This is a genomic window from Streptomyces sp. NBC_00212 (assembly GCF_045206365.1).
In the GTDB taxonomy this organism is placed as follows: domain Bacteria; phylum Actinomycetota; class Actinomycetes; order Streptomycetales; family Streptomycetaceae; genus Streptomyces.
On the sequence record NZ_CP108115.1, the window covers coordinates 829,469 to 852,438 of the forward strand.

General features: G+C 71.5%; 10 protein-coding genes (1 of these 10 cut by a window edge). 3 read left to right on the plus strand and 7 right to left on the minus strand.

Translation table 11 applies throughout. The annotated features are described in order from the left end of the window. The 6 genes from OHA17_RS03940 to OHA17_RS03965 all read right to left on the minus strand — a co-directional run. Window positions 1–4,997 carry the start of a type I polyketide synthase gene (locus tag OHA17_RS03940; protein ID WP_406504065.1) on the minus strand. The gene continues 23,563 nt to the left of window position 1, outside the view, so the window shows 4,997 of its 28,560 coding nt (coding positions 1–4,997); its start codon is at window positions 4,995–4,997; its stop codon lies beyond the left edge, outside the window. Window positions 4,998–5,351: 354 nt separating this feature from the next. Continuing rightward, window positions 5,352–6,083 (minus strand): LuxR C-terminal-related transcriptional regulator, encoded by a 732-nt coding sequence (locus OHA17_RS03945; protein ID WP_406510628.1) that lies wholly within the window; start codon window positions 6,081–6,083, stop codon window positions 5,352–5,354. A 326-nt stretch (window positions 6,084–6,409) separates the two neighbouring features. Further along, complete coding sequence (locus OHA17_RS03950) at window positions 6,410–9,112, minus strand: AAA family ATPase (RefSeq protein ID WP_406504067.1); 2,703 nt, start codon at window positions 9,110–9,112, stop codon at window positions 6,410–6,412. A gap of 3 nt (window positions 9,113–9,115) precedes the next feature. Continuing rightward, window positions 9,116–11,914 carry an AAA family ATPase gene (locus OHA17_RS03955; RefSeq protein ID WP_406504069.1) on the minus strand — a complete coding sequence of 933 codons (2,799 nt, stop codon included), beginning with the start codon at window positions 11,912–11,914 and terminating at the stop codon, window positions 9,116–9,118. 19 nt (window positions 11,915–11,933) lie between these two features. Beyond that, window positions 11,934–14,837 (minus strand): helix-turn-helix transcriptional regulator, encoded by a 2,904-nt coding sequence (locus OHA17_RS03960; RefSeq protein ID WP_406504071.1) that lies wholly within the window; start codon window positions 14,835–14,837, stop codon window positions 11,934–11,936. Window positions 14,838–15,242: 405 nt separating this feature from the next. Continuing rightward, a complete protein-coding gene (locus OHA17_RS03965) occupies window positions 15,243–16,274 on the minus strand; it encodes a GDP-mannose 4,6-dehydratase (RefSeq protein WP_053730243.1) in 1,032 nt (343 codons plus the stop codon). Window positions 16,275–16,670: 396 nt separating this feature from the next. Between OHA17_RS03965 and OHA17_RS03970 the strand changes: the two genes are divergently transcribed. Genes OHA17_RS03970 through ccrA form a run of 3 tightly spaced genes read left to right on the plus strand, consistent with a single transcriptional unit; the run spans window position 16,671 to window position 21,684 of the window. Then, entirely contained in the window at window positions 16,671–18,461 is a 1,791-nt protein-coding gene (locus tag OHA17_RS03970) for an ABC transporter ATP-binding protein (protein ID WP_406504073.1), read from the plus strand. Next, entirely contained in the window at window positions 18,458–20,281 is a 1,824-nt protein-coding gene (locus OHA17_RS03975) for an ABC transporter ATP-binding protein (RefSeq protein WP_406504075.1), read from the plus strand. The genes OHA17_RS03970 and OHA17_RS03975 overlap by 4 nt, the downstream gene beginning before the upstream one ends. A gap of 53 nt (window positions 20,282–20,334) precedes the next feature. Further along, complete coding sequence (gene ccrA, locus OHA17_RS03980; protein WP_406504077.1) at window positions 20,335–21,684, plus strand: crotonyl-CoA carboxylase/reductase; 1,350 nt, start codon at window positions 20,335–20,337, stop codon at window positions 21,682–21,684. A gap of 203 nt (window positions 21,685–21,887) precedes the next feature. Here the strand turns inward: ccrA and OHA17_RS03985 are convergent, their stop codons facing one another. Next, window positions 21,888–22,661, minus strand: coding sequence for a thioesterase II family protein (locus tag OHA17_RS03985; protein WP_053730239.1), 774 nt, complete (start codon window positions 22,659–22,661; stop codon window positions 21,888–21,890). Window positions 22,662–22,970 lie beyond the last annotated feature (309 nt).

A 22,970-nucleotide genomic window follows, 5' to 3' on the forward strand; every position in this document is an offset into this window, starting at 1 on the left:
CGCAGGACGGACAGGTCGAGCCTGGTCGGCAGCAGGACGGCGGCGTCCATGGCGGTGGCGGCGTCGAAGAGGGCGGTGCCCTGTTCCACGGTGAGCGCCGGGGTGCCCATACGGGCCAGGCGCGCGAGGTCCTCGTCCGTCAGGCCGCCGGTCATTCCGGCGGTGGGCTCCCACGGGCCCCAGGCCAGGGAGAGCCCCGGCAGGCCCTGGGCGCGGCGCAGTTGGGCGAGCGCGTCGAGGAAGGCGTTGGCGGCGGCGTAGTTGCCCTGGCCCGCCGTGCCCACGGTGCCGGAGAGGGAGGAGAAGACGACGAAGGCGGCCAGGTCCAGATCCCGGGTGGCCTCGTGGAGGTGCCAGACGGCGTCGGCCTTGGGCCGCAGGACCGTGCTGATCTGCTCGGGGGTGAGTGACTCGATCACGCCGTCGTCGAGGGTGCCGGCGCTGTGCACGACGGCGGTGACGGGGTGCTCGGCGGGCACCCCGGCCAGCAGCCGGTCCACGGCGGCACGGTCGGCCAGGTCGCAGGCCGCGATGGCCACCTGGGCGCCGTGTTCGGTGAGTTCGGCCACGAGTTCTCGGGCGCCCTCGGCGTCGGCGCCGCGGCGGCTGACGAGCAGGAGGTGCCGTACGCCGCGCTCGGTGACCAGGTGCCGGGCCAGTACGCGGCCCAGGCCGCCGGTGGCCCCGGTGAGGATCAGGGTGCCCTCGGAGGCCCATTCCGCAGTGGTCTGCGATGCCTGGGCGCGGGCGAGCCGCGCGGTGAGCACGGCGGTGCCGCGGACGGCGGTCTGCGGCTCGTCCAGGGCCAGGGCCCGCAGCAGCGGCTGCGCGGCGGGCTCGTCGAGAGCGGGGTCGAGGTCCAACAGGCCGAAGCGGCCGGGGTGTTCGCTCTGCGCGACGCGCACCAGGCCCCAGACGGCGGCGGCCACCGGGTCCGGCGCCTGTCGGGCGTCGGTGGCGACGGCGCCACGCGTGACGAAGACCAGCCGGGACCCGGCGTACTGCTCGTTGTCCAGCCAGCTCCGCAGGCGTGCCAGGACGTGGGCGGTGCGGGCGTGCACGGAGGTGACGACCTCGTCACCGGTGTCGGCGTCCGCACCCGCGAGGGGGGCGAGTACCACGTCCGGTGCTCGGGTGCCGTCCGCGCCGGGCAGCGCCATGACGGTGAGGTCCGGCGACGAAAGCGCCCGCTCCAGGCCGAAGAGGTCCGGGCCGAGGACGCCGACCGAGGTGGGCGCCGTCTGCGGGGACTGGTGTGGTGCGGTCCAGCGCAGTTCGAACAGGGCTTCACGGACGAGGGAGTTGGCGGCGCCGAACCGCTCGTCGGGCACCGGGCGCAGGACCAGCGAGCCGATGGAGGCGACGGCGGCGCCGGTGGTGTCGGCGACGGCGATCGCCACGGCGTCGTCGCCGGCCGGGGTCAGCTTCACCCGGACCGTCGTCGCCCCGCTCGCGTGCAACGTCACGTCCTGCCACGAGAAGGGCAGGCCGCCGCGTGCGTGCTCGCCCAGGTCGGCGAAGGCCGCGGCGTGCAGGGCGGCGTCCAGCAGGGCCGGGTGGATCCCGAACGACGCCGCGGAGTCGGCGTCGGAGCCGTTCGTGTCGGGCAGCGTCACCTCGGCGTAGACGTCGTCGCCGCTGCGCCAGGCGGCGTGCAGGCCCTGGAACAGCGGGCCGTACCCGAAGCCGGTGTCGGCCATCCGGTCGTAGAAGCCGTCGAGGTCCAGCGGATGGGCGTCGGCGGGCGGCCAGGCGGTGGCGTCGAAGTCGGCGTGGTGCTCGCCGGCGACGAGGGTGCCTGAGGCGTGCTGGGTCCAGGGGAGTTCCTCCGGCCCGTCGGGGCGGGAGTGGACGCTGACGGCGCGGCGACCCGACTCGTCGGGGCTGCCCACCCAGACCTGCACCTGGACGCCGCCCTCCTCGGGCAGCAGCAGCGGGGCGGCCAGCGTGAGTTCCTCCACGCGACCGCAGCCGGCCTCGTCCCCGGCGCGCACGGCCAGCTCCAGGAAGGCGGTGCCCGGCAGCAGCACCGTGCCGCGTACGGCGTGGTCGGCGAGCCAGGGGTGGGTGCGCCGCGAGAGTCGACCGGTCAGCAGCAGGCCGTCGGAGTTGGCGACCGACACGGCCGCCGTCAGCAGCGGGTGGTGCGCCGCGCCCAGGCCGGCGGCGCGCACGTCACCGCCCGTCGCGGGCAGGCTCTTGGGCCAGTAGCGACGGCGCTGGAAGGCGTAGGTGGGCAGAGCGGTGCGCCGGGCGCCGGTGTCCTGGAAGTAGGGCTCCCACTGGACGGCCGCGCCGCGGGTGTGCAGGCCCGCCAGCGCGGTGGTGAGGGTCTCGACCTCGGGGCGGCCCGGCCGCAGCACGGCGAGCGTGGCGGAGATGCCATCGGCGAGGACGGCGTCGGCGGAGTCGGAGGCGCCGTCGGCGGTGCCGTCGGCGGTGCCGGTCGCAGCCAGGGAGTTCTGGGCCATGGCGGACAGGACGCCGTCCGGCCCCAGCTCCAAGAAGGTGGCGGCGCCGTGGCCGTGGAGCCAGTCGACGGCGTCGGCGAACCGTACGGTGTTCCGGGCGTGGTTCACCCAGTACTCGGCGGAGGTCAGCTGCTCCACCGTGGCGAGGGTCCCGGTCAGGCCGGAGACGACCGGGGTGACGGGCGCCTGGGGGGCGAGCCCGGAGACGACCGTGCGGAAGTCCTCCAGCATGGGGTCCATGAGCGGCGAGTGGAACGCGTGCGAGACGCGCAGCCGCTTGGTCTTGCGGCCCAGCGCGCCGAAGTGCTCCGCGACGGCGCTGACGTCGTCGGCCCGGCCGGCGACGACGACGGCGGCGGGCCCGTTGACCGCGGCGATCGAGACGCGGTCCGCCCGGTCCGCCAGCAGGGGCAGGACCTCCTCCTCGGTGGCTTCGAGGGAGACCATGGCGCCGCCTTCGGGCAGCGCCTGCATGAGGCGGCCGCGGGCGAGCACCAGGGCCGCGGCGTCGGCCACGGTGAAGACCCCGGCCACGTGCGCCGCGGCGATCTCTCCGATGGAGTGCCCGGCGAGGAAGTCCGGCTTGATGCCGAAGGACTCGGCGAGCCGGTACAGCGCCACCTCGATCGCGAAGAGCGCGGGCTGGGCGTAGCCGGTCTCGTCGAGCAGGGCGGCCTCGGGCGTGCCCTCGGGGGCGAACAGCACGTCCTTCAGGGGCCGTTCGAGCCCCTGGTCGAGGTGACTGACGACCTCGTCGAGGGCGGCGGCGAAGGCGGGGAAGCGGGCGGCCAGTTCACGCCCCATGCCCGGCCGCTGGGAGCCCTGGCCCGCAAAGAGGAAGGCGAGCTTGGACCGGGTCCGGGCGGTGTCCTGCACCAGGCCGGGGGCCGGCATGCCGTCGGCCAGCGCGGTCAGGGCGGCGCGAGCCCGGTCCAGGTCGGCTGCGGTGAACGCGGCGCGGTGCTCAAGGCCGGAGCGGGCCGTGGCCAGGGAGTAGGCCACGTCCACGGGCGCGAGACCGGGGTGAGCCGTGAGGTGTTCGAGCAGCCGCGCCGCCTGGGCGCGCAGCGCCTCGCGGGTGCGGCCGGAGACGAGCCAGGGGACGTCGCCGACCGCCAAGGATGCGTCGGCGGCCGGCGGCGCGGTGCCCTCCTGGTCGGCCTCGGGGGACGGGGCGGCCGGGGCCTCCTCCAGGATCGTGTGCGCGTTGGTGCCGCTGAGCCCGAACGAGGAGATGCCGGCGCGGCGCGGCTGTTCGCCCTGCGGCCAGGGGACTTGCTCGGTGAGCAGGCGCACGGCCCCCTGTGTCCAGTCGACGTGCGAGGACGGCGCGTCCACGTGGAGGGTGCGCGGGAGCAGGCCGTGCCGCAGGGCCAGCACCATCTTGATGACGCCGGCCATGCCGGCCGCCGCCTGGGTGTGGCCAAGGTTCGACTTGACGGAGCCCAGCAGGAGGGGGTGTTCGGCGTCCCGGCCCTGGCCGTAGGTCGCCAGCAGCGCTTGGGCCTCGACCGGGTCGCCCAGTGCGGTGCCGGTGCCGTGCGCCTCGACGACGTCGATCTCGTTGGCCGAGAGTCGCGCGCTGACCAGCGCCTGCTCGATGACGCGTTGCTGCGAGGGGCCGTTGGGCGCGGTCAGCCCGTTGGAGGCGCCGTCCTGGTTGACGGCGGAGCCCCGGATGACGGCCAGGATCTCGTGGCCGTTGCGGCGGGCTACCGAGAGGCGCTCCAGGACCAGGACGCCCACGCCCTCGGCCCAGCCGGTGCCGCCTGCGGAGTCGGCGAAGGAGCGGCAGCGCCCGTCGGCGGAGAGCCCGCCCTGGCGGCTGAACTCCACGAAGGTGGTGGGGCTGGACATCACGGTGACGCCCGCGGCCAGTGCCAGGGAGCACTCGCCCTGACGCAGGGAGTGGGCGGCCAGGTGCAGGGCCACGAGGGAGGACGAGCAGGCGGTGTCGATGGTGACCGCCGGGCCCACGGTTCCGAAGAAGTACGCGAGCCGGCCCGAGATGACGCTGGTGGTGGTGCCCGTCAGGGCGAAGCCCTGGACGTCGTCGTCCGGACCCACCCGGTACTCCTGGGGCATCGCCCCGACGAACATGCCTGTCCTGCTGCCCCTGACCGCCGCCGGGTCGATGCCGGACCGCTCGAAGGCTTCCCAGGAGGACTCCAGCAGCAGTCGCTGCTGCGGGTCCATGGCGAGTGCCTCGCGGGGGGATATCCCGAAGAAGGAGGCGTCGAACTCGGCCGCGTCGTGGAGGAACCCACCGGAGAACTCCCCCGCGTCCTCGGCCAGTTGCTCCCAGCCGCGGTCATCGGGGGAGGTCGTGATGCCGTCCCCGTCGGCGGCGAGCAGGGACCAGAGCTCCTCGGGGCTGCTCACGCCACCCGGGAAGCGGCAGCTCATGCCCACGATCGCGATCGGCTCGCGAGTCGCCGCCTCCAGCTCGCCCACCCGCTGCCGGGAACGCCGCAGGTCGGCGCCGGCCCGCTTCAGGTAGTCGCGGAGTTTCTGTTCCTGATCCATGTTCGCCACGTTCCAACCCATCTCAAGACCGTCGGACAGCAGAGGATTTCGAGGGGGACAGCCGGCACTGGGGACTGCTGTTCCACAGCTACTGAGTTATCTGCGTGCCCTGCACGAGGCAGCTCGACTTCCCGCACGCCACGCGCCCAGTCTCTATGGGGGTGACCATGGAATTCCGTAGAGTCGGCCGGGCCCGGGGCCGGCCGTGCGCAGACAGGCCGGAGGCGCCGCGGATGCTCGGCGGCACCCCCGGCGCCCAGTACCTCCTCGGCTCGCCCTTGGGGCAGTCCGGGTCGCAAAGGCAGACCTCGGCCCGCGTCCGCGCGGTGAACCAGCAGAATGCGGGTGGGAGCGTTACTTGATGAAGTCCTCAACGACGCGGGGCGGCCAGGTCCCCACCGTCAGCGCCCCCATCGCATACGCGCGGGAGACCAGCGCCGCGCGGTTGGGAGCCTTCAGTTTCCGCAGCAGACTGGTGACGTGATATTCCACGCCATGTTGGCTGAGATACAGACGGGACGCCAGCGGAACCGTGGACAGGCCCGCCGCGATTCCCTCCAGAATTCGCGCGTCGATCTCGCTGAGCAGTTTCCTTTTCGGTGCCACCAATGCGTCGTCCGCCGAGCTCTGGCCCGACTGCATCACCACGAGGACGGCGGCCGGGGCGGGGCCGTAGCCGCTCACGGCGGCGGCCGTGAGGCTGCCGGTGAACACGTCGCCGGTCGGCCGCAGCGCCACCACGTTCGTGGCGAAGCGGTCCCGGCGGCCCTCCAGGAGCCGCTCGAACTGCCGCATGAGCGGCTGCCGCACGCTGGGGTGCACCAGATCGCGGAAATTACGCCCGAAGATGTCGGGTGCCGCCGTCGAGGAATCGGAGGGGGGAGGGGCCAGTACATCGACGGAAGGTGCGGCGGGGGTCGCGAAGTGACGGAAGAAGTCCTGATTGGCCTGACGGATCGTCAGTGCCGGATCCAGTACGGATATGCACACGCTCGGCCACTCCTCCCCTCGGACCGCCGTACCGGTCGCGCCGACCGTACTGTGGCCTGCCGAAAACTGCAGAGAATCCACCAGAGCAGGAAGCATCAAGGGACTGACATCCTTTCCAACCCCCGTATGTGAACCAAAAATCAAGAGACATCGAGCGAGAAGGAGAGAACCGGAGAATGAAGCGGGCCACGGGAACCGAGGGCCGCCCGGAAGCTGCCGGAAAGAAATTCCGAACTCCCCGACACAATTGACACTAAGGACCGATCTGAGCAAGCGTCAACGTTGACCCGTGCCCCACCCCTAATCCTGTGGTCTCACACTCCCGCACGGTACGGTCCGCCTCGACCTTTCGGCTCCCCGAACACTCCGAACTCCTACCGCCGGTATCCCCCGCACCGTAAGAGACGCTCCTCACGACGCACTCAGTGCGACCCGAGTGCGCTCTGGCCTGCGAGCAGCTCCCGTCGCCCTGAGACGCCCAACTTCCGGTAACACGACGTCAGGTGCTTCTCCACCGCACGGGTGCTCACGCCCAGTTCATCGGCGATTTCCTGATTGGTCAGACCCCGGCTCACCAGGGAGACAACCTTGCGCTCGCCTTGGGTGAGCGGTGCCTCCTGGCTGGGGGCGGCGGTTCCCAGGGCCGCGCGGGCGCGCTCAGTCAGCCAGGGGGCGCCGCAGGCGGTGGTGAGATCAACGGCCTCATGCAGCACCGTCCTCGCCTCCTTGCCGTTCTCCAGAGTTCGACCCAACTGGAGCAACGTACGGGACAGCTCAAGCGTGTTGGCGGACGTGCGAAGGATCTCGGCGGACTCGCGCAAGGCGGGTTCGCCGCCTCCACCGGGCAGGAGGGCGTTCAGGCGCAGGGCACGGCCGAGAGCGGCGGGAGCCGCCCACTGCCGCGCCCAGGTCAGTTCCTCCTTCGCCAGGGCCAGAGCCGGCCGGGTCTCGCCCAGCCGGTGGTGCAGGACGATGGCGCGGGGCCGCCAGGGGAAGAGGACGGAGTTGCGCCAGCCGGCCGATTCCAGTTGGCGGCCGCAGGCCAAGAGGGCTTTCAGGGCGGCGGCGCCGCGGCCGCGGCGGGCGACGAGCGAGGCCTTGAGGAGTTGTCGGATGGCCGTCATGGCGAGGCTGGCCGGCCAGCACCTCCCGGGGTCCTCAAGGAGACGTTCGATCAGCTGGATGTCGCCGGACTCCATGGCCACCGCGGCCCGGACGAACGTGGTCGGCACGCGCCAGTCCTCGTCGGACAGTCCGGCGGCCCGGTCGGCCTGTTCGCGGGCCTGGGTCAGGCGCCCACAGGCGAGCTGGATCAGGGCGTTCTCGGCGTGCACCCCCGCATGCGGGCGCTCGGTGTGCTGCTCGCAGGACAGGCGGGTGTTGATGCCTTCCACCGCGTCGGCGGCGTACAGGGCCACCGCGACCAGCGGTAGTGCGATGCGGGCGGGTTCGGAGGTCACCGGCTCGCATTCCAGGATCTGTCCGGCCAGGGCTGCGACCTCCGGTGCCGGCAGGGCACTTGAGAGGACCCCCGCATTGTTCAGGACGGCCACCAGTTCGCGGGCGCCGCCGGTGTCCAAGGGGGGCGGGGTGCCGAGTGAGCGCAGGCGTTCCACCGCGCCGGTCAGCTCCGCCGGGTTCTCGTGCCCGGCCTGCCACAGGCGCGCTTCCAGGCGCAGGGCGATATCGCTGGGACACCTCTGGCTCGGCTCTGTGGGCTCGAAGTCCTCGGAGACGTTGCGCAGCAGGTCCACCGCCGAGGAGGTTTCGTCGCCGAGGAAGCTGGGCGGGATGAGCAAGGTAGCCGCGGCCCGGTCGGTGGCCGACGACAGCAGGCGGACGGCCTGGCTGATGTGGCGTTCGCAGGCGGCGGGGTCGATGCCGCGTTCGGCTTTGGCCAGGTCGATCAGCAGGCGCGCGCGTTCGCCGTCGCCCGCGGTGCTCTCCAGCAGGGCGCGCCGCAGGTAGCGGGCGGCGGCGTCCGGCGCACTGCGGCACAGCGCGGCGTCCGCTGCCGTCCGTAGCACCCCTATGGCCCACGGACGCCGGGTGTCGATGACCCCCATCAGCAGGTCCGCGACGTGTTCGGCCGGGCGGCCGGCCTGGTGGAGGATTTCAGCCGCGGCGTCCCGGGAGCGTTCGCGTTCGGCGATGGTGAGGGCGGAGTCGACGGCGTGGCAGACGACATCGTGGAGGAAGCGTGGGGTGTCGTCGTGGGGGGCGAGCAGGCCGAGGCGGTGCAGGGCGCGCAGGGCCCGCTGGTAGCCGATGGTGTCCAGTCGTGCGTGGCGCCGGACGAGCTCGGGCTCGCCGTGGTCGCCGAAGGCAGCGATGGCCGCGGCCAGGTCGCGTACGGGGGCGGGCTGTGTGTGGAGGCAGCTGGTCAGCCGGTCGCGGAGCTGGGTGGGGCACAAGGTGCGGGCCTGGTCGGCCTGGTCGGCGGTGGGGCGGTGGCCGTTGAGAGCCTGGTCGCGCAGGACGGACTGGAGGAAGAGGGGGTTGCCGGCGCAGGTGTCGTGGCAGGCGAGGGCGTAGCTGTCCTCGGCGGGTTCGCCCAGCTGGTGGTGGATCAGGGCCCGGGTGCCGTCGAGCGAGAGCGGGGCGGGGCGCAGGATGTCGGCGGCGTCCGCCAGGTCGCCGACGAGCGGGTGCCGGGCTCGGGGCTCGCCGTCACGCAGGGTGCACACGAGGGCGGCGCGCATCCCGTCCGTGCGCCGGGTCAGGTAGGCGAGCCAGCGCAGGGAGGGAAGGTCGACCCACTGCAGGTCGTCGACGAGGAGGAGTACGGGGGTGGTGGCGCAGGCTTCGGCGAGTATCGACCGCAGGCCGTGCAGGACGGCTTCGGAGGCGGGGACGTTGTGGTCGCCGGGGGTGGGGAGGTCGTCGGGTAAGAGGGGGCCGAGGAGCTGGTGGACGATGCCGAAGGCGAAGTCCTGCTCGACAGAGGCGGCGTTGGCCCGTAACACCCGTAAGTTGTCGGGGGGAGGGGTGCCGGCCTCGTCGAGGAGGGAGGACCGGCCGATGCCCAGAGGGCCGGTCACCAGCAGTACGGAGGAACGGCCCGCCTGTGCCTGACGCACTGCGGTGCCGATCCGGGCCAGTTCGGATTCCCGCTCAAGCAGCATCGATCATGTCCTTTCCATCGGCCGGCTCCGCGCACGGAGCTCCTGGCGTGAGGTGATGCGCAGTTTCTTGTACGTGCTGCTCAGCCGCAGCTCGACGGTGCGCCGGCTCACCGAGAGCTGTTCGGCGATCTCGCGGTTGCCGAGGCCGCAGCGGGCCAGTTCGGCGGTCCGCCGCTCGGCGGGTGAGAGGACGGCCCACTCCTTGGGGAGGGTGGAGTCGTCGTCGGGCGTGGCGGTCTGTTCCAGCCGGGTGGCCAGCCACCGCGCGCGTTCGGCCAAGCGGCTGGAGGTGTGAGTGACGGTGTGGCGGGACAGTTCGGTCAGCAGACGGGCCGCGGTGGTGCGGTCGCCGTTGGTGGCCTCTTCCGTGGCGATGTCGGCCAGGGCCCAGGCATAGGCGAGCTTGTTGGGCCCACGAGGGACGGGGGTGAATTCGCGGGGTCCGGCGGCCGGTTCGCGCGGGGCGAGGGATTCGGCGCACAGTTGGGCCAGGCCCAGTGCGCTCGGGGCGCCCCAGCGGCGGGCGAGGGTGAGGTCCTCGCTGATCAGGCGCTGGGCCTGTTCCCGGTCGCCGAGGGTGAGACAGGCTCTGGCGGCCAGCGAGCGCCACGGCAGCACAGCGGGGTTGATCCACTGTCTGCGCAGCAGCCATCTTCCGGTCTCTTTGAGCAGTTCGACGGCCTCGACCCAGCGTTCTTCGTCGATGGCCACGCGGGCGCGAGTGAACACGAGGAAGGGCCAGTGGACGCCGCATTCGGATCCGGGCGGTGCCGGGGCGTCGTACAGGGCACGGGCCTGGTCGCGTTGGCGGGTCTCCAGGGCGATGGCGGTGCGTACGGCCATGTGGTGCGGGACGGCCAAAGGGTGCCAGGCAGCGGCGGGCAGCGCCCGTTCGGCGCCGTCCACCGCGCGTTCGGCGGCGTCCAGGCGGCCGCCGCGCATGTGCAGTTCGGCGTGCAGAACCAGCGCGCGGGCGAGCGTGGGGCGGCGGTGGCGGCGGCGCAGTTCGGCGACGATGGCGGCGAGGTGGTCCTCGGCTTCGGTGGCGGCGTCGGTGAGCCAGAGTGCTCTGACGGCGACCAGGCGGGGGATCACGGGTGCGTCGTGGCCTGCTTCCAGAGCCCGGCGGGCCAGCTCCGCGGCCTGTTCGCGATACTCGCCGCGGGCGGCGAGCTGCCCGGCGCGGAGGCCGGCCTGAGCGGGGACGAGGGGGTGTTGGGGCAGGGCGGGGACACCGGCGGCGGGGACGTCGGCGGCCTCGGGCCCGGCCTGGGCGGCGTACCAGTACAGCGCGATCAGGTCGTCGCGCTCTCTGCCGTGGGCGGTGGCCAGGGCCTGGGCGGCGACCCGGCTGCCCCAGGCAGCGTCGCCGCGGGCCAGGCCCATGTCCAGAGCCTGCAGGCGCAGTTGGGCCCAGCGTTCACCCTCGCCCGGGTTGTTGGCGACGGCGGCGAGCCTGTGGTCGCTCGCTTCGGGGGAGGTCATGGCCTCGACGCCGGCCAGGTCGAGGCTGGTCTGTGCGCGCTGAGCGGGGTGCTGGGGCTCGTCGAGGGCGCGGTTCAGCCAGGCGGCGGCCCGGGCGAACTCACTGCGGCGCATGGCGGCGCCGAAGCTGCCGTGCAGGGCTTGGACCGCCCAGGGCTCGCCGATGGGGGGTGCATGGAGGAGGAAGGCGGCGATGTCCTCGTCGCCGGCGCCGGTCCGGTGGGCGAGGTGGGCGGCGCGGGCATACAGGGCGGCGCGTTCGTCGGTCGGCGTGTCCTCCAGGATGCGGGCCCTGACGACGGGCAGGCGGATGCGTTCGTGGGGGCCGTCGGGGACGGTGAAGCCGGCCGTTTCCAGCGCCGCGCGCAGCTGGGACTCTCGTACGGTGCGCAGCCCGGCCAGGGAGGAGATCAGGGTGAAGTCCAGCAGGTCGCCGCCGACGGCCAGCGCGCGCAGGGCGGCGGTGGCCTCGTCGGTCAGGCCCCGCAGGGCGCGCCCCGCGCGCTCGCCGATGATGCCGGTGATCAGAGTGTGCAGCTGCGGGATGAGGTCGGCGGTGGGGCGGTGACCGGCGTCTGCCAGGCAGTGCAGTGCCGCGTGCAGTACGGCGGGGCTGCCGTGGGATACCTGGGCGGCCGCGGCGGCGAACGGCTCGTCGCAGGGGGCGCCGAAGATCATTTCAGCGAGGGCGGCGACCGCGCGGGGGCTCAGCGCGCGGACGGTGAGGTGGCGGGTCAGCCGTGCGGAGGGGGCGGTGTCGGTCAGCCAGTCGGGGCCGTGCGGGTCGGTGCCGGTGCGGCCGACGAGCAGTACGAGGGGGAAGCCCGCGGACAGGCGGCGCACCAAGGCCTGTAGCCAGTGCAGGGAAGCCGGGTCCAGCCACTGCGCGTCCTCCACCGTCACGAGTGTGGGTATGCGGCGGGTGGTGTGCAGGAGTTCGAGGAGGCCCGGCAGGCCGTCCGGCTCGCGGTACTCGCGCAGTACCCGAAGCGCGCGTTCAGTCACCTCACCCAGCTGGGTGAGAAGCTGGATGACGGCTCCGTGCCGAAGGTCGCGTTCGGCCGGGGAGCCGCTGACGCGCAGGACGCGTACCGCGCGCTCCTCGGCGAGCCGGGCGGTCCACCGTAGCAGGGCGTTGTGGCCGAAGCCGGGGCGGCCGGTCACCGAGACGACGGCAGGGTGGCCTTCGCCGAGAGCGGCCACCACCTCCGTCAACTCTGCTTGCTCCTGCTCGCGTTCGAGCAGAGGCGAGTCGGTGCGTCGACGCCCCGCCCACAGGAACCCAGCGCATGGCTGTTCGTCGTTCAGTCCCGCCACAGACGCCTCCTCGGTCCGCTCACCCAAAGCCCTGTCCGCCTGGCCGCGGTGCCGACCGTGGCGCCCGAGCTCCGCGGACGCCCGAGGAGCGGAGAACCTCGGCGAGCTGTGCGCGCTCGGCGACGCCCAACTTGCGGTACACGCTGGTCAGATGCATCTCGACGGTGCGTAGGCTGACGTACAGCGACTGCGCGATCGAGCGGTTGCCGGCGCCGCCGGCGGCGAGACTGGCGACCTTGCGTTCCATGCTGGTGAGCAGGTCCAGGGGCGAGCCGGTCATCTTGCGCATGCGGCCACCCGCGGCCACCAAGGTGGCGCGGGCATCCCGGCCCAGCGCGAGGGCGCCGCAGCGCTGGGCGAGACCGGCCGCGGCACGCAGGTGCTCGCGCGCGGCGGGTCGGTCGCCGTCCGCCAACAGGACCTTTCCCAGGACGAGTTCGGCGCGGGCGTGCTCGACGCGGGCCGGTGAGGAGGCCAGTTCACGCACCGCCTCGCCCAGCAGTTCCACGCCGCCGTCACCGGGGGTGGCCACGCCGCGGGCCAGGGCGGCCAGGCCGAGGACGCGCGGGGTGCCCCACTGTCGTGCCAGCCGGGTGCCGTGCGCGGCGGGCTCCTGGGCCTCTTCCGCGCGGCCAAGCTCCGCGAGTACGCAGGCCGCCTCCACCCACCAGGGCAGGTATGCCGCGTGGTGCACTTCGGCCTCCTCCAGTGACCTGCCGCACTCACGGAACAGTGCCAGTGCGCCCTCCGCGTCCCCCAAGGCGCGGCGGGCTCGGCCGTGGGCCATCAGGTAGCGGTGGTGGGTCCACACGTACTCCTCACGCCGGGCGGGCTCGATGCTGGTCAGCAGCGCCTCGGCGGACGCGGCCTCGCCCCGGTCCACCAGTACGCCCGCCAGGGCCAGGCGCGGCAGGACCATGACCTCGCCCCACCGTTCCGCGCTGCTGATTCGGACCGCCGTACTGGCATCCGCGAGCGCGTCCGGGAGCGCTCCCAGGCCGTGCTGGATCCCGGCGCGGATGGAGAGGGCCAGGGCATAGGTCCATATGGCGGAGTTCTCCCGGCCGTGGCGCAGGACGCGGTCCAGCGCGCGAAGCGCGTCATCGGTGCGGTCGGCGAGGTCGAGGACGATGGCGGAGTTGATCAGGGACCAGCTCTTCAGCGGCAGTTGGGGGCAGGAGCTGGCACGCAGTGCGCGATTCACGGACGGTTCGGGGGGTTGGTCGTCGAGTGCCGTCAGTACGGCCATGGCCGCCAGCTTCTGGCACTGGGCGGGGGTGTCGCCCTCAGGCAGGGTCATCGCCGCGGCCCGCTTCCGTGTCGCGGCGAACGTGCTGCGGCCGTGCGAGCCGACGATCAGGAGCACCGACTCGACGAGCGTCCGCAGTTCGCGGTCGGCGGGCAGGGGGTCGGGGCCGAGTTCGGTATCGAGCGCGTCCAGGACGTCTTCGAGGATGTCCAGGGCGACGGAGATCTCGCGTGCGGCCAGGCCGGTCGTGCCGAACTGCGCGGCGATCCGCGCCCGAGTGCGTACGTCGACACTCGGCGCCAGCGCTTCGCGGAGCAGGCCGATGGCCTCGGGCGGGGCGGTCTCGGCCAGTGATCTGGCCAGCCGGAAGCGGACCTCCACGCTGTCGGGGTCCACTTCCAACACCCGGTACAGGTAGCGGGCCGCGGCTTCCGGGGCGCCGAGCTGCTCGGCGCGGGCCGCGGCTTCCAGCAGCACGCCGGGCATCCATGGTTCGGGGATCGAGGGCACGTGCAGGAGGTGGTCGGCGACCTCTTCGGCGGGTCGGCCCGCGTCGCTCAGCAGCAGGGCTGCCCGTGCGTGGAGGCTCGACAGCGCTTGGGCGTCCAGGGGCGCCAGTACCGCGGCTCGCACCGCGCCGTCCGCCAGGTGCCGGCCACCGGGCACCAGCAGTCCGGCCTCACGCAGCACCGTCAGCGCGTCCGCGACGACGTCGGCGGGGACGGCGGCCAGGGCGCCGACGTGGTCGGTCCCGCTCGCGCCGAGGACCGCCACCGCCCGTGTGACCTGTTCGACCCAGGGTGGCCGGCGGTCCAGGAGTTCGCGTGCCCAGGACGCCAGGACGCGACCGCCGGTCTCGGCGATCCGGTCGGCACCACCCACGTCCGGACCGGTGCCCTCGGCACGCAGTTCGCGCAGCAGCCGGCCCAGAAGGCGGGGGTTGCCGCCGGTCGCGGCCCGCGCGCGGGCGAGGAAGACGGGGGCGGCGGGTGCCGGGAAGAACCCGCGGACGATCTCCGCGACATCCGGCTCGGTCAGCGGTCGCAGGCGCAGCGTCGTCGTGCGGCGGTGGGTGGCCAGGTCTGTCAGGGCGTGGTGGGCCGGGGTGCGGCGGGTGAGGGCGGCGGCCTCGGCCTGCTGCGTGAGGACGACGAGCAGGGGGAGGCCGCCGGACCGGCGCAGCAGGAAGTCCAGCCAGCGCAGGGAGAGTTCGTCGCAGTGATGGATGTCGTCCAGGGCCAGGACGAGCGGGCGGCGGCTCAGCATGTCCAGCACGAGGCGGTGCAGGCCGTGGAAGACGTGCTGGACAGCCGGGGCGTGCGGCGACTCACCGGCCGGCGCGCCGGGGGTGAGGGCGGGCAGGGCGTGGCGGGCGGCTCCTTCAAGTGGGGCGCCCTGTGCGATCGAGCCGAGCAGGGCGCGTACCCCGCTGAATGATGCGCTCGACGCACCCTCCTCGCAGCTGGCCTGCAGAACCGTCGCGTGTCGACCGGCCTGCCCACTGAGGAAGGCGTGCAGGAGGGCGGACTTGCCGATTCCGGCCGGGCCGGTCACGACTACCGAGCAAGCGCGCCCGGAACGCGCATTGCGGGCACAGCGGTTGAGCTCGCGCACGACGTCGCCTCGGCCGACCAAGGCGCCGCCTAAGTCAGAATCTACGCTCTGGCTCCGCACCCTGGGACTCCTCGCACCTCGGAGACACAACGCATGTGACGGGCATCACCACATCGCACCAAAAATCACTCTAAAGGGTGATGTCCGACGTGCGCCAGAGTACATGATCTACGGAACCCCTGGCCAGCAACGCTCCTCGTCACGCGGGCTCCACGTCCGCGGAACTCCTTCCGCGGCGGTCGTCGTGGCCCTGCTGCCTCCTCCTGGCGATGGTGCCAGACCGGTCCGCCGGGATACGGCGGTCGGTCGCGGCCTTGTGTTGCACACACCCATTCCACAGGGAGAACTACGCGAAATCCCGTAGTGTCCTTGGCGCCGCGTGGCGGCGCGGTCGCCGTATCGAAGCGGTACGGGATACACCCGGGCACACTCCGTGCGCCGAGGTATCCCGTGGGCGCGGGCGGACTACCAGCTGCCGGCCAGCAGCAGATCCCCGTACTCCCGCTCGCGGGATGCCTGGCGCAGATCGGAGTCGACCATCATGCGCATCAGTTCGGGAAAGTCGACGGTGGGCTCCCAGCCCAGCTGGGTGCGGGCGCGCTCGGCGTCCGCACAAAGGATTTCCACCTCGGCCGGGCGCACCAGCGAGGGGTCAATGCTGACGTAGTCCTCCCAGTTCAGGTTCACATGCTCGAAGGCGATGCGGACGGCGTCGCGGACCGAGTGCATCTGGCCGGTGCCGATCACGTAGTCGCTCGGCTCGTCCTGCTGCAGCATCAGATGCATGGCGCGGACGTAGTCTCCGGCGAAGCCCCAGTCGCGCACGGCGTCGAGGTTGCCCAGGGACATCTTGTCCTGGTAGCCGAGCTTGATACGGGCTACCGCGAGGGAGATCTTCCGGGTCACGAACTCCGCTCCACGGCGCGGGGATTCGTGGTTGAACAGCATGCCGGAGACCGCGTACATGCCGAAGGACTCACGGTAGTTGCGGGTGATGAAGTGCCCGTAGGTCTTCGCCACGCCGTAGGGGCTGCGCGGCCGGAAGATGGTGGTTTCGCACTGCGGGGTCTCGGCGACCTTGCCGAACATCTCCGACGAGGACGCCTGGTAGAAGCGGATCTGGCTACCGTCGCCGTTGCGCGAGCCGTTCAGGCCGCTGACCATGCGGATCGCCTCGAGCATGCGCAGTACGCCCATGCCGTTGATCTCGGTGACGAGTTCGGCCTGCTGCCAGGACATCGGCACGAAGGAGATCGCGCCAAGGTTGTAGATCTCGTCGGGCTGCACCTTGTCGACAGCTGATACCAGGCTGGCCTGGTCCATCAAGTCACCGTCGACGAAGGACAGATCGGAGACGAGCCGGCTGACCCGCGACTTCCGGGGATTCGCCTGACCCCGCATCAGGCCCCACACGTGGTACCCCTGCGCGAGCAGGTGCTCGGCAAGATAGGAGCCGTCCTGCCCGGTAATTCCGGTGATCAGCGCACGCTTGGACATCTCATTCCTTTCCTCCGCACAGAACAGACCGCCCAAACGCAGAGCCGAGTCTGCTACTTGAAATGTTGGCCACTCAAGCTGTTGGCCACTTGGTGTCGAATGGCGTCGAAAAAACCGCGGTCCGGACGCCGGGTAAGCGCACGCTTCCAAGCGGCCGGTCGTGGTGTCAAGAAATTTCGGGAACACTACGGAATTCCGGAGTCCCCACCAGCGTCATTTCTTGGCCTGTGCGGGAGGCGGCGCCGCATCCGGTACGGCCCGCGGCACCCCGCCACCGGACACTACGAATTTTCCTGTGCCAGGTGCGCTGCACTTTCCGGGTGTGCCCCGCCCAGGCCCGGTGGGCGCCTCATCCGCGCCCCGACCGGACCTGCCCGTCTCCTGGAGCGTCGCCCGGTGCTGTTCAGACTCCTACGAACCCAGCTGCGTCCCCACCGGCGCTTCGTCGCCCTGCTGGGGCTGCTGCAACTGGCCCAGATCCTGGCCACCTTGGCCCTGCCGACGCTGGGCGCAGCGGTCATCGACAACGGCGTGGTCAAGGCCGACAGCGGCTACATCACCCGGACCGGCCTGGGCATGCTGGCCGTGGCGCTCGTACAGGTTGCGGCGTCCGTGGGTGCGGTGTCGCTGAGCGCGCGTACGGCCATGGCGATGGGCCGCGACCTGCGCTCGGCCGTCTTCCGCCGGGTGCTGGACTTCTCGGCGCGCGAGGTCGGGCAGTTCGGCACTCCGTCGCTGATGACGCGCACCGTCAACGATGTCCAGCAGGTGCAGATGCTGGTGCTGTCCGCGTTCGGCGTCGTCGTGTCGGCGCCCCTGATGTGTCTGGGAAGCATCGCGCTCGCACTCCGGCAGGACATTCCGCTCTCTCTGCTCCTGGTGACGCTGATGGTGGCCCTCGGAATGTCATTCGGCCTCATTCTCGGCCGCACCGATCCGTTCTACGACCGTATGCAGAAATACTTGGACCGCATCAACGGCCTGCTGCGCGAACGCATCACGGGAGTCCGCGTCGTACGAGCTTTTGTGCGCGACGGCCACGAAGGCGCAAGATTCCGCCGCACCAATTCCGAATTGTGTGACGTCTCGTTGCACGTCGGCCGCATGCTGGCCACCATCGTTCCCGTCGTGCTGCTGGTACTGAACGCCTTCATGGCGGCTGTGGTGTGGTTCGGCGCGCACCGCATCGACGCCGGGGCGATGCGGTTCGGTGCGCTCAGCGCGTTCCTGAGCTATCTGATGCTGATCATGATGTCGGTGGTGATGGTCACCTTCGTGTGTCTGGCGATGCCGCGGGCAAGGGTCTCAGCCGAGCGCATCCAGCAGGTGCTGGCGACCGAGCCGAGCGTGACGACACCGCCGCGGCCCGTACGCGCCGTGCCCGCGCCCGGCCAACTGGCCCTGTACGGCGCCGGGTTCAGGTATCCGGGAGCGCAGGAGCCGGTGCTGAGCGGGATCGACCTGAGCGCCGGCCCCGGCGAGACGGTGGCGATCCTCGGCAGCACCGGCAGCGGCAAGACCACCCTGCTCAATCTCGTGCTGCGGCACTTCGACGCCACCGAGGGCCGCGTCCACGTGGGCGGCGTCGACGTCCGCACACTGGACACGGAGGTGCTGCGCCGCACCGTCAGCTTCGTCCCTCAGCGGGCGTACCTCTTCTCCGGCACCGTCGCCGGCAATCTGCGCTTCGGCAACCCCGACGCCACCGACGACGAGCTCTGGCACGCGCTGGAGATCACGCAGGCCCGGGATTTCGTCGAGCGCCTGCCGCAGAGACTGAACTCACCGATCACGCAGGGCGGCACCAATGTGTCCGGCGGACAGCGGCAGCGCCTGGCGATCGCCCGCGCCGTGCTGCGCAGGCCGGACATCTATCTCTTCGACGACTGCTTCTCCGCGCTGGACCATGCCACGGACGCCGCGCTGCGGGCCGCGCTGGAACCGGAGATCTCCCGGGCGACGGTACTCACCGTCGCCCAGCGCGTCAGCACCGTCCAGCACGCACAGCGCATCGTGGTCCTGGACGCGGGCCGGGTGGTCGCCACCGGAACGCACGAGGAGCTGCTGCGCACCAGTACGTCGTACCGGGAGATCACCCGATCCCAACTCACCGCGCTCACCGGCCACTACGGCGGCTCCGGCCCCGGACACCGGAACCGCCACGACCCCTCAGGAGGCCGCCCATGAGCTCGGCGGACAGCTCTAGCCGCGGGCGGCATGGCCCCGCCCGCCGCACTCTGGCACTGCTGCGGCCGCACCGCGCCCCGGTCGCCTTGGCGGTCGCCCTCGGCATCGGCGGCGTCGCGCTCAACGCGGCGGGCCCGATGCTCCTCGGCAAGGCCACGGACCTCGTCTTCGACGGCATCCGGCACACCCGTGGATCCGGCGGAGTCGACTTCGACGGGATCGCCCGTGTGCTGCTGATCGCGCTGGTGTTCTTCGCGGCCGCCTCCCTCCTCACCCTCCTCCAGGGGCGACTGGTCTCGGCCGTCGTACAGCGTGTGGTCTTCGCGCTGCGCCAGTCCGTGGAGGCCAAGCTCGCCCGCCTGCCGCTGCGGTACTTCGACCGCCACCCGGCAGGTGAGCTGCTCAGCCGGGTGACCAACGACGTCGACAACCTCCAGCAGACCCTCCAACAGACCCTCAGCCAGCTGATCACAGCGATGTTCTCCGTACTGAGCATGCTGGTGCTGATGCTCGTCATCTCGCCGCTGCTGGCACTGATCATGGTGGCCTGTGTACCGGTGTCCGCCATACTCGCGGCCCGGATCAGCAATCGGGCGCAACCGCGGTTCGCCCGTCAGTGGTCCGCCACCGGAGCGCTGAACGCCCACGTCGAGGAGGTCTACACCGGTCACGCGCTGGTCAAGGGCTTCGGACGGCGCGAGCAGGCCGAGCGCGCCTTCGACGAGCACAACGCAGCCCTCTACCGCGCCGGCGCACGGGCCGAGTTCGTCTCCGGTGCCATCGAGCCGTCGATGATGTTCGTCGCCAATCTCGGCTATGTCGTCGTGGCGGTCGTCGGCGCGCTGCGCGTGGTCGCCGGGGCTCTGTCCGTCGGCGACGTCCAGGCGTTCGTCCTCTACTCCCGGCAGTTCAGCCAGCCGACCGTCGAGGTCGCCGGCATCGCCGCCCGCCTGCAGTCCGCCCTCGCCTCCGCGGAGCGGATTCACGACCTCCTGGACGCGGACGAGCAAGGACCCGACCCAGACCGCCCCGCGCGACTCCAAAAGGCCGGACTCCAAAAGACTGTCGGAAAAGTCCAGTTCGAGAAGGTCTGCTTCCGCTACTCCCCCGGCACCCCCCTCATCGAGGACCTCTCCCTCACCGTCGAGCCCGGCCGGACCGTGGCGATCGTCGGTCCTACCGGCGCAGGCAAGACAACCCTTGGCAACCTCCTCATGCGCTTCTACGAGACCGACGCGGGACGCATCCTCCTCGACGGCACCGACATCACCACCCTGACCCGCGAGGACCTGCGCTCCCACATCGGCCTGGTGCTCCAGGACACCTGGCTCTTCTCCGGCACCATCGCCGAGAACATCGCCTACGGACGTCCCGACGCCACTCGCGAGGAGATCGTGACCGCCGCCCGCGCCATGTGCGCCGACCGCTTCATCCGCACCCTGCCGGACGGCTACGACACCGTCCTGGACGAGGAGTCGACCAACGTCAGCGCGGGCGAGAAGCAGCTCATCACCATCGCACGGGCCTTCCTCGCGCGGCCCTCGATCCTGCTCCTGGACGAGGCGACCAGCTCCGTCGACACCCGCACGGAGGCCCTCATCCAACGCGCGATGCACTCGCTGCGCGCGGGCCGCACCAGCTTCGTCATCGCCCACCGCCTCTCCACCATCCGCGACGCGGACCTGATCGTCGTCATGGAAGGCGGCCGCATCGTCGAGCAAGGCACCCACGACCAGCTCCTGGCCGCCGCGGGGGCCTACGCCCGTCTCCACTCGGCCGCGGAGCCCGGTGCCGGGCTGGAGGGTGCCTCACCACGCTGAACCGGCACTGCACCGTACGACCTGACGAATCGCTCGAAAGGAGCCGATCCACCATGCCCGACAGCCATGCCCTGAACGAGCTGCGCGCCGCGATCAGCGCGCCCGACCACACCCCCGAGGACATCGCCGCGCTTCCCCTACCAGAGTCCTTCAGGGCCGTGACCGTCCACAAGAAGGACACCGAGATGTTCCGCGGAATGGCCAGCGCGGACAAGGATCCGCGCAAGTCGCTGCGCGTCGACGAGGTGCCGATGCCCGAACTGGGACCCGGCGAGGCGCTGGTCGCGGTGATGGCCAGCTCGGTCAACTACAACACGGTCTGGTCGTCCCTCTTCGAGCCGCTGCCGACCTTCGGCTTCCTGGAGCGCTACGGGCGCACCTCGCCGCTCGCCAAGCGGCACGACCTGCCCTACCACATCCTCGGCTCCGACCTGGCCGGCGTGGTGCTGCGCACCGGCCCTGGGGTCAACGTCTGGAAACCCGGCGACGAGGTCGTGGCGCACTGCTTGTCGGTGGAGCTGGAGAGCCCGGACGGACACGACGACACCATGCTCGACCCGGCGCAGCGGATCTGGGGCTTCGAGACCAACTTCGGCGGCCTGGCCGAGATAGCCCTGGTCAAGGCCAACCAGCTCATGCCCAAGGCCGCCCACCTCACCTGGGAGGAGGCCGCCGCGCCGGGCCTGGTCAACTCCACCGCCTACCGTCAGCTGGTCTCCCGCAACGGCGCCGGTATGAAGCAGGGCGACAACGTGCTGATCTGGGGCGCCAGCGGCGGCCTGGGCTCGTACGCCACCCAGCTCGCCCTCGCCGGCGGCGCCAACCCCGTCTGCATGGTGTCCAGTCAGCGCAAGGCCGAGGTGTGCCGGGCCATGGGAGCGGAGGCGATCATCGACCGCTCGGCCGAGGACTACCGCTTCTGGACCGACGAGCACACCCAGAACCCGCGGGAGTGGAAGCGGCTGGGCGCCCGCATCCGGGAGTTGACCGGCGGCGAGGACGTGGACATCGTCTTCGAGCACCCCGGCCGGGAGACCTTCGGGGCGTCCGTCTACGTCACCCGCAGGGGAGGTGTCATCGTCACCTGTGCCTCCACCTCCGGCTACCACCACGAGTTCGACAACCGCTACCTGTGGATGCACCTCAAGCGCATCGTCGGCACCCACTTCGCCAACTATCGCGAGGCCTGGGAGGCGAACCGCCTCGTCGTCAAGGGCAAAATCCACCCCACCCTCTCCTGCACCTACCCGCTGGCCGACACCGCGCTCGCCGTCCACGACGTGCACCGGAACGTCCACCAGGGCAAGGTCGGCGTGCTGTGCCTGGCCCCGGCCGAGGGACTGGGCGTGCGCGACGAGGAAATGCGCGCGAAGCATCTCGACGCGATCAACCGGTTCCGCTGACCGCTGCGTCGGCCCCGCCCACCGGGCCGCGCGCTGTGCGCTACCCGGCTGCCGCCGGCACCGCCCGCTGTTCCGGCCCCGCGTACGAGGCGCGGGGCCGGAACAGCGTGTTGTGGGCGAGTTGTTCGCGGCACATAGCGGTCAACACCTCACTGAACGAGCAGGCGCGCCGCCCGCGCGGCGCCGGCCGGGCCGTCCTTGGTTTACCGGGCGCAGCCAGGCTGGCTCAGAGTGACGAGATGCTGCCTCAGGAGGGCGATGACAGCTGCGGCCTCGGCGGTGAGGTAGAAGTGTCCGCCGGGATAGACGCGCAGGTCGAAGGGGCCGGTGGTGTGGCCGCGCCAGGCTTCTGCCTCGTCGAGCGAGGTCTTTGGATCGCTGTCGCCGGTGAGCACCGTCAGCGGTGCCCGGACGGTGACATCGGGCGCGCAGCGGTAGGTCTCGATGGCTTGGTAGTCGCTCCGGATCGCCGGCAGGATCATCCGCAGGATCTCCTCGTCGCCGAGGAGCGCGGTGTCGGTTCCGGCGAGGAGTTTCAGTTCCCCTACGATGCCTTCGTCGGTCTTCCGGTGGACGTTCTCGTCGCGGATCCGGGAGGGTGCGCGACGGCCGGAGGCGAAGAGGTGGGCGAGTTCACCACCGTCTGCTTCGAGACGACGGGCCACCTCGAAGGCCAGTGTGGCGCCCATGCTGTGGCCGAAGAAGGTGGTGGGCCGGGCCGTCAAGGTGGGACGCAACGCGCCGTAGACCTGGTCGGCGAAATCAGCGATATCGCTGGGGCTGACTTCCTTGCGCCGGTCTTGCCGACCCGGGTACTGGACCGCGAACACCTCCGCCACGGAAGCCAGTTGGGCGGACACGGGGAAGTAGAAAGACGCCGAGCCACCCGCGTGAGGGAAGCAGAAGAGCTGGCTGGGGCTGGATGGCGCGGGGTGGAAGCGCCGCGCCCACAGGCCCCCTTCGGTGGACGTCGTCATGTGAGTGATCTCCTAGTAGGTGGAGCCGAGCGGGACGTATTGACAGGCGGGCGCGTGGGGGGCACTGCGACGGGGGGGACAGGCCCGTGGCACATGGCGAACGCCCATCAAGGGGCCGAGCGACCTCACTCCCTGAGCCACCAGGGCCCGCAAAGCCCTTTGTGAGCCCTGGTGCTCATTGGACATGCCCGCGCAGTGGGTGAATCCCTAGACTTCCACCCCGTCTCCCCATCAGTTCCGCGGCCCCATACTCGGCGTCAGCGCGGACACTAGGGATATCCGGGCGCTCCGTGCGCTCCAATAGACCGG

Coding starts and splice junctions, on each gene's coding strand:
- OHA17_RS03945 (WP_406510628.1), bottom strand. CDS start 6,083: ATGCTTCCTGCTCTGGTGGATTCTCTGCAGTTTTCGGCAGGCCACAGT.
- OHA17_RS03950 (WP_406504067.1), bottom strand. CDS start 9,112: ATGCTGCTTGAGCGGGAATCCGAACTGGCCCGGATCGGCACCGCAGTG.
- OHA17_RS03965 (WP_053730243.1), bottom strand. CDS start 16,274: ATGTCCAAGCGTGCGCTGATCACCGGAATTACCGGGCAGGACGGCTCC.
- OHA17_RS03975 (WP_406504075.1), top strand. CDS start 18,458: ATGAGCTCGGCGGACAGCTCTAGCCGCGGGCGGCATGGCCCCGCCCGC.
- ccrA (WP_406504077.1), top strand. CDS start 20,335: ATGCCCGACAGCCATGCCCTGAACGAGCTGCGCGCCGCGATCAGCGCG.
- OHA17_RS03985 (WP_053730239.1), bottom strand. CDS start 22,661: ATGACGACGTCCACCGAAGGGGGCCTGTGGGCGCGGCGCTTCCACCCC.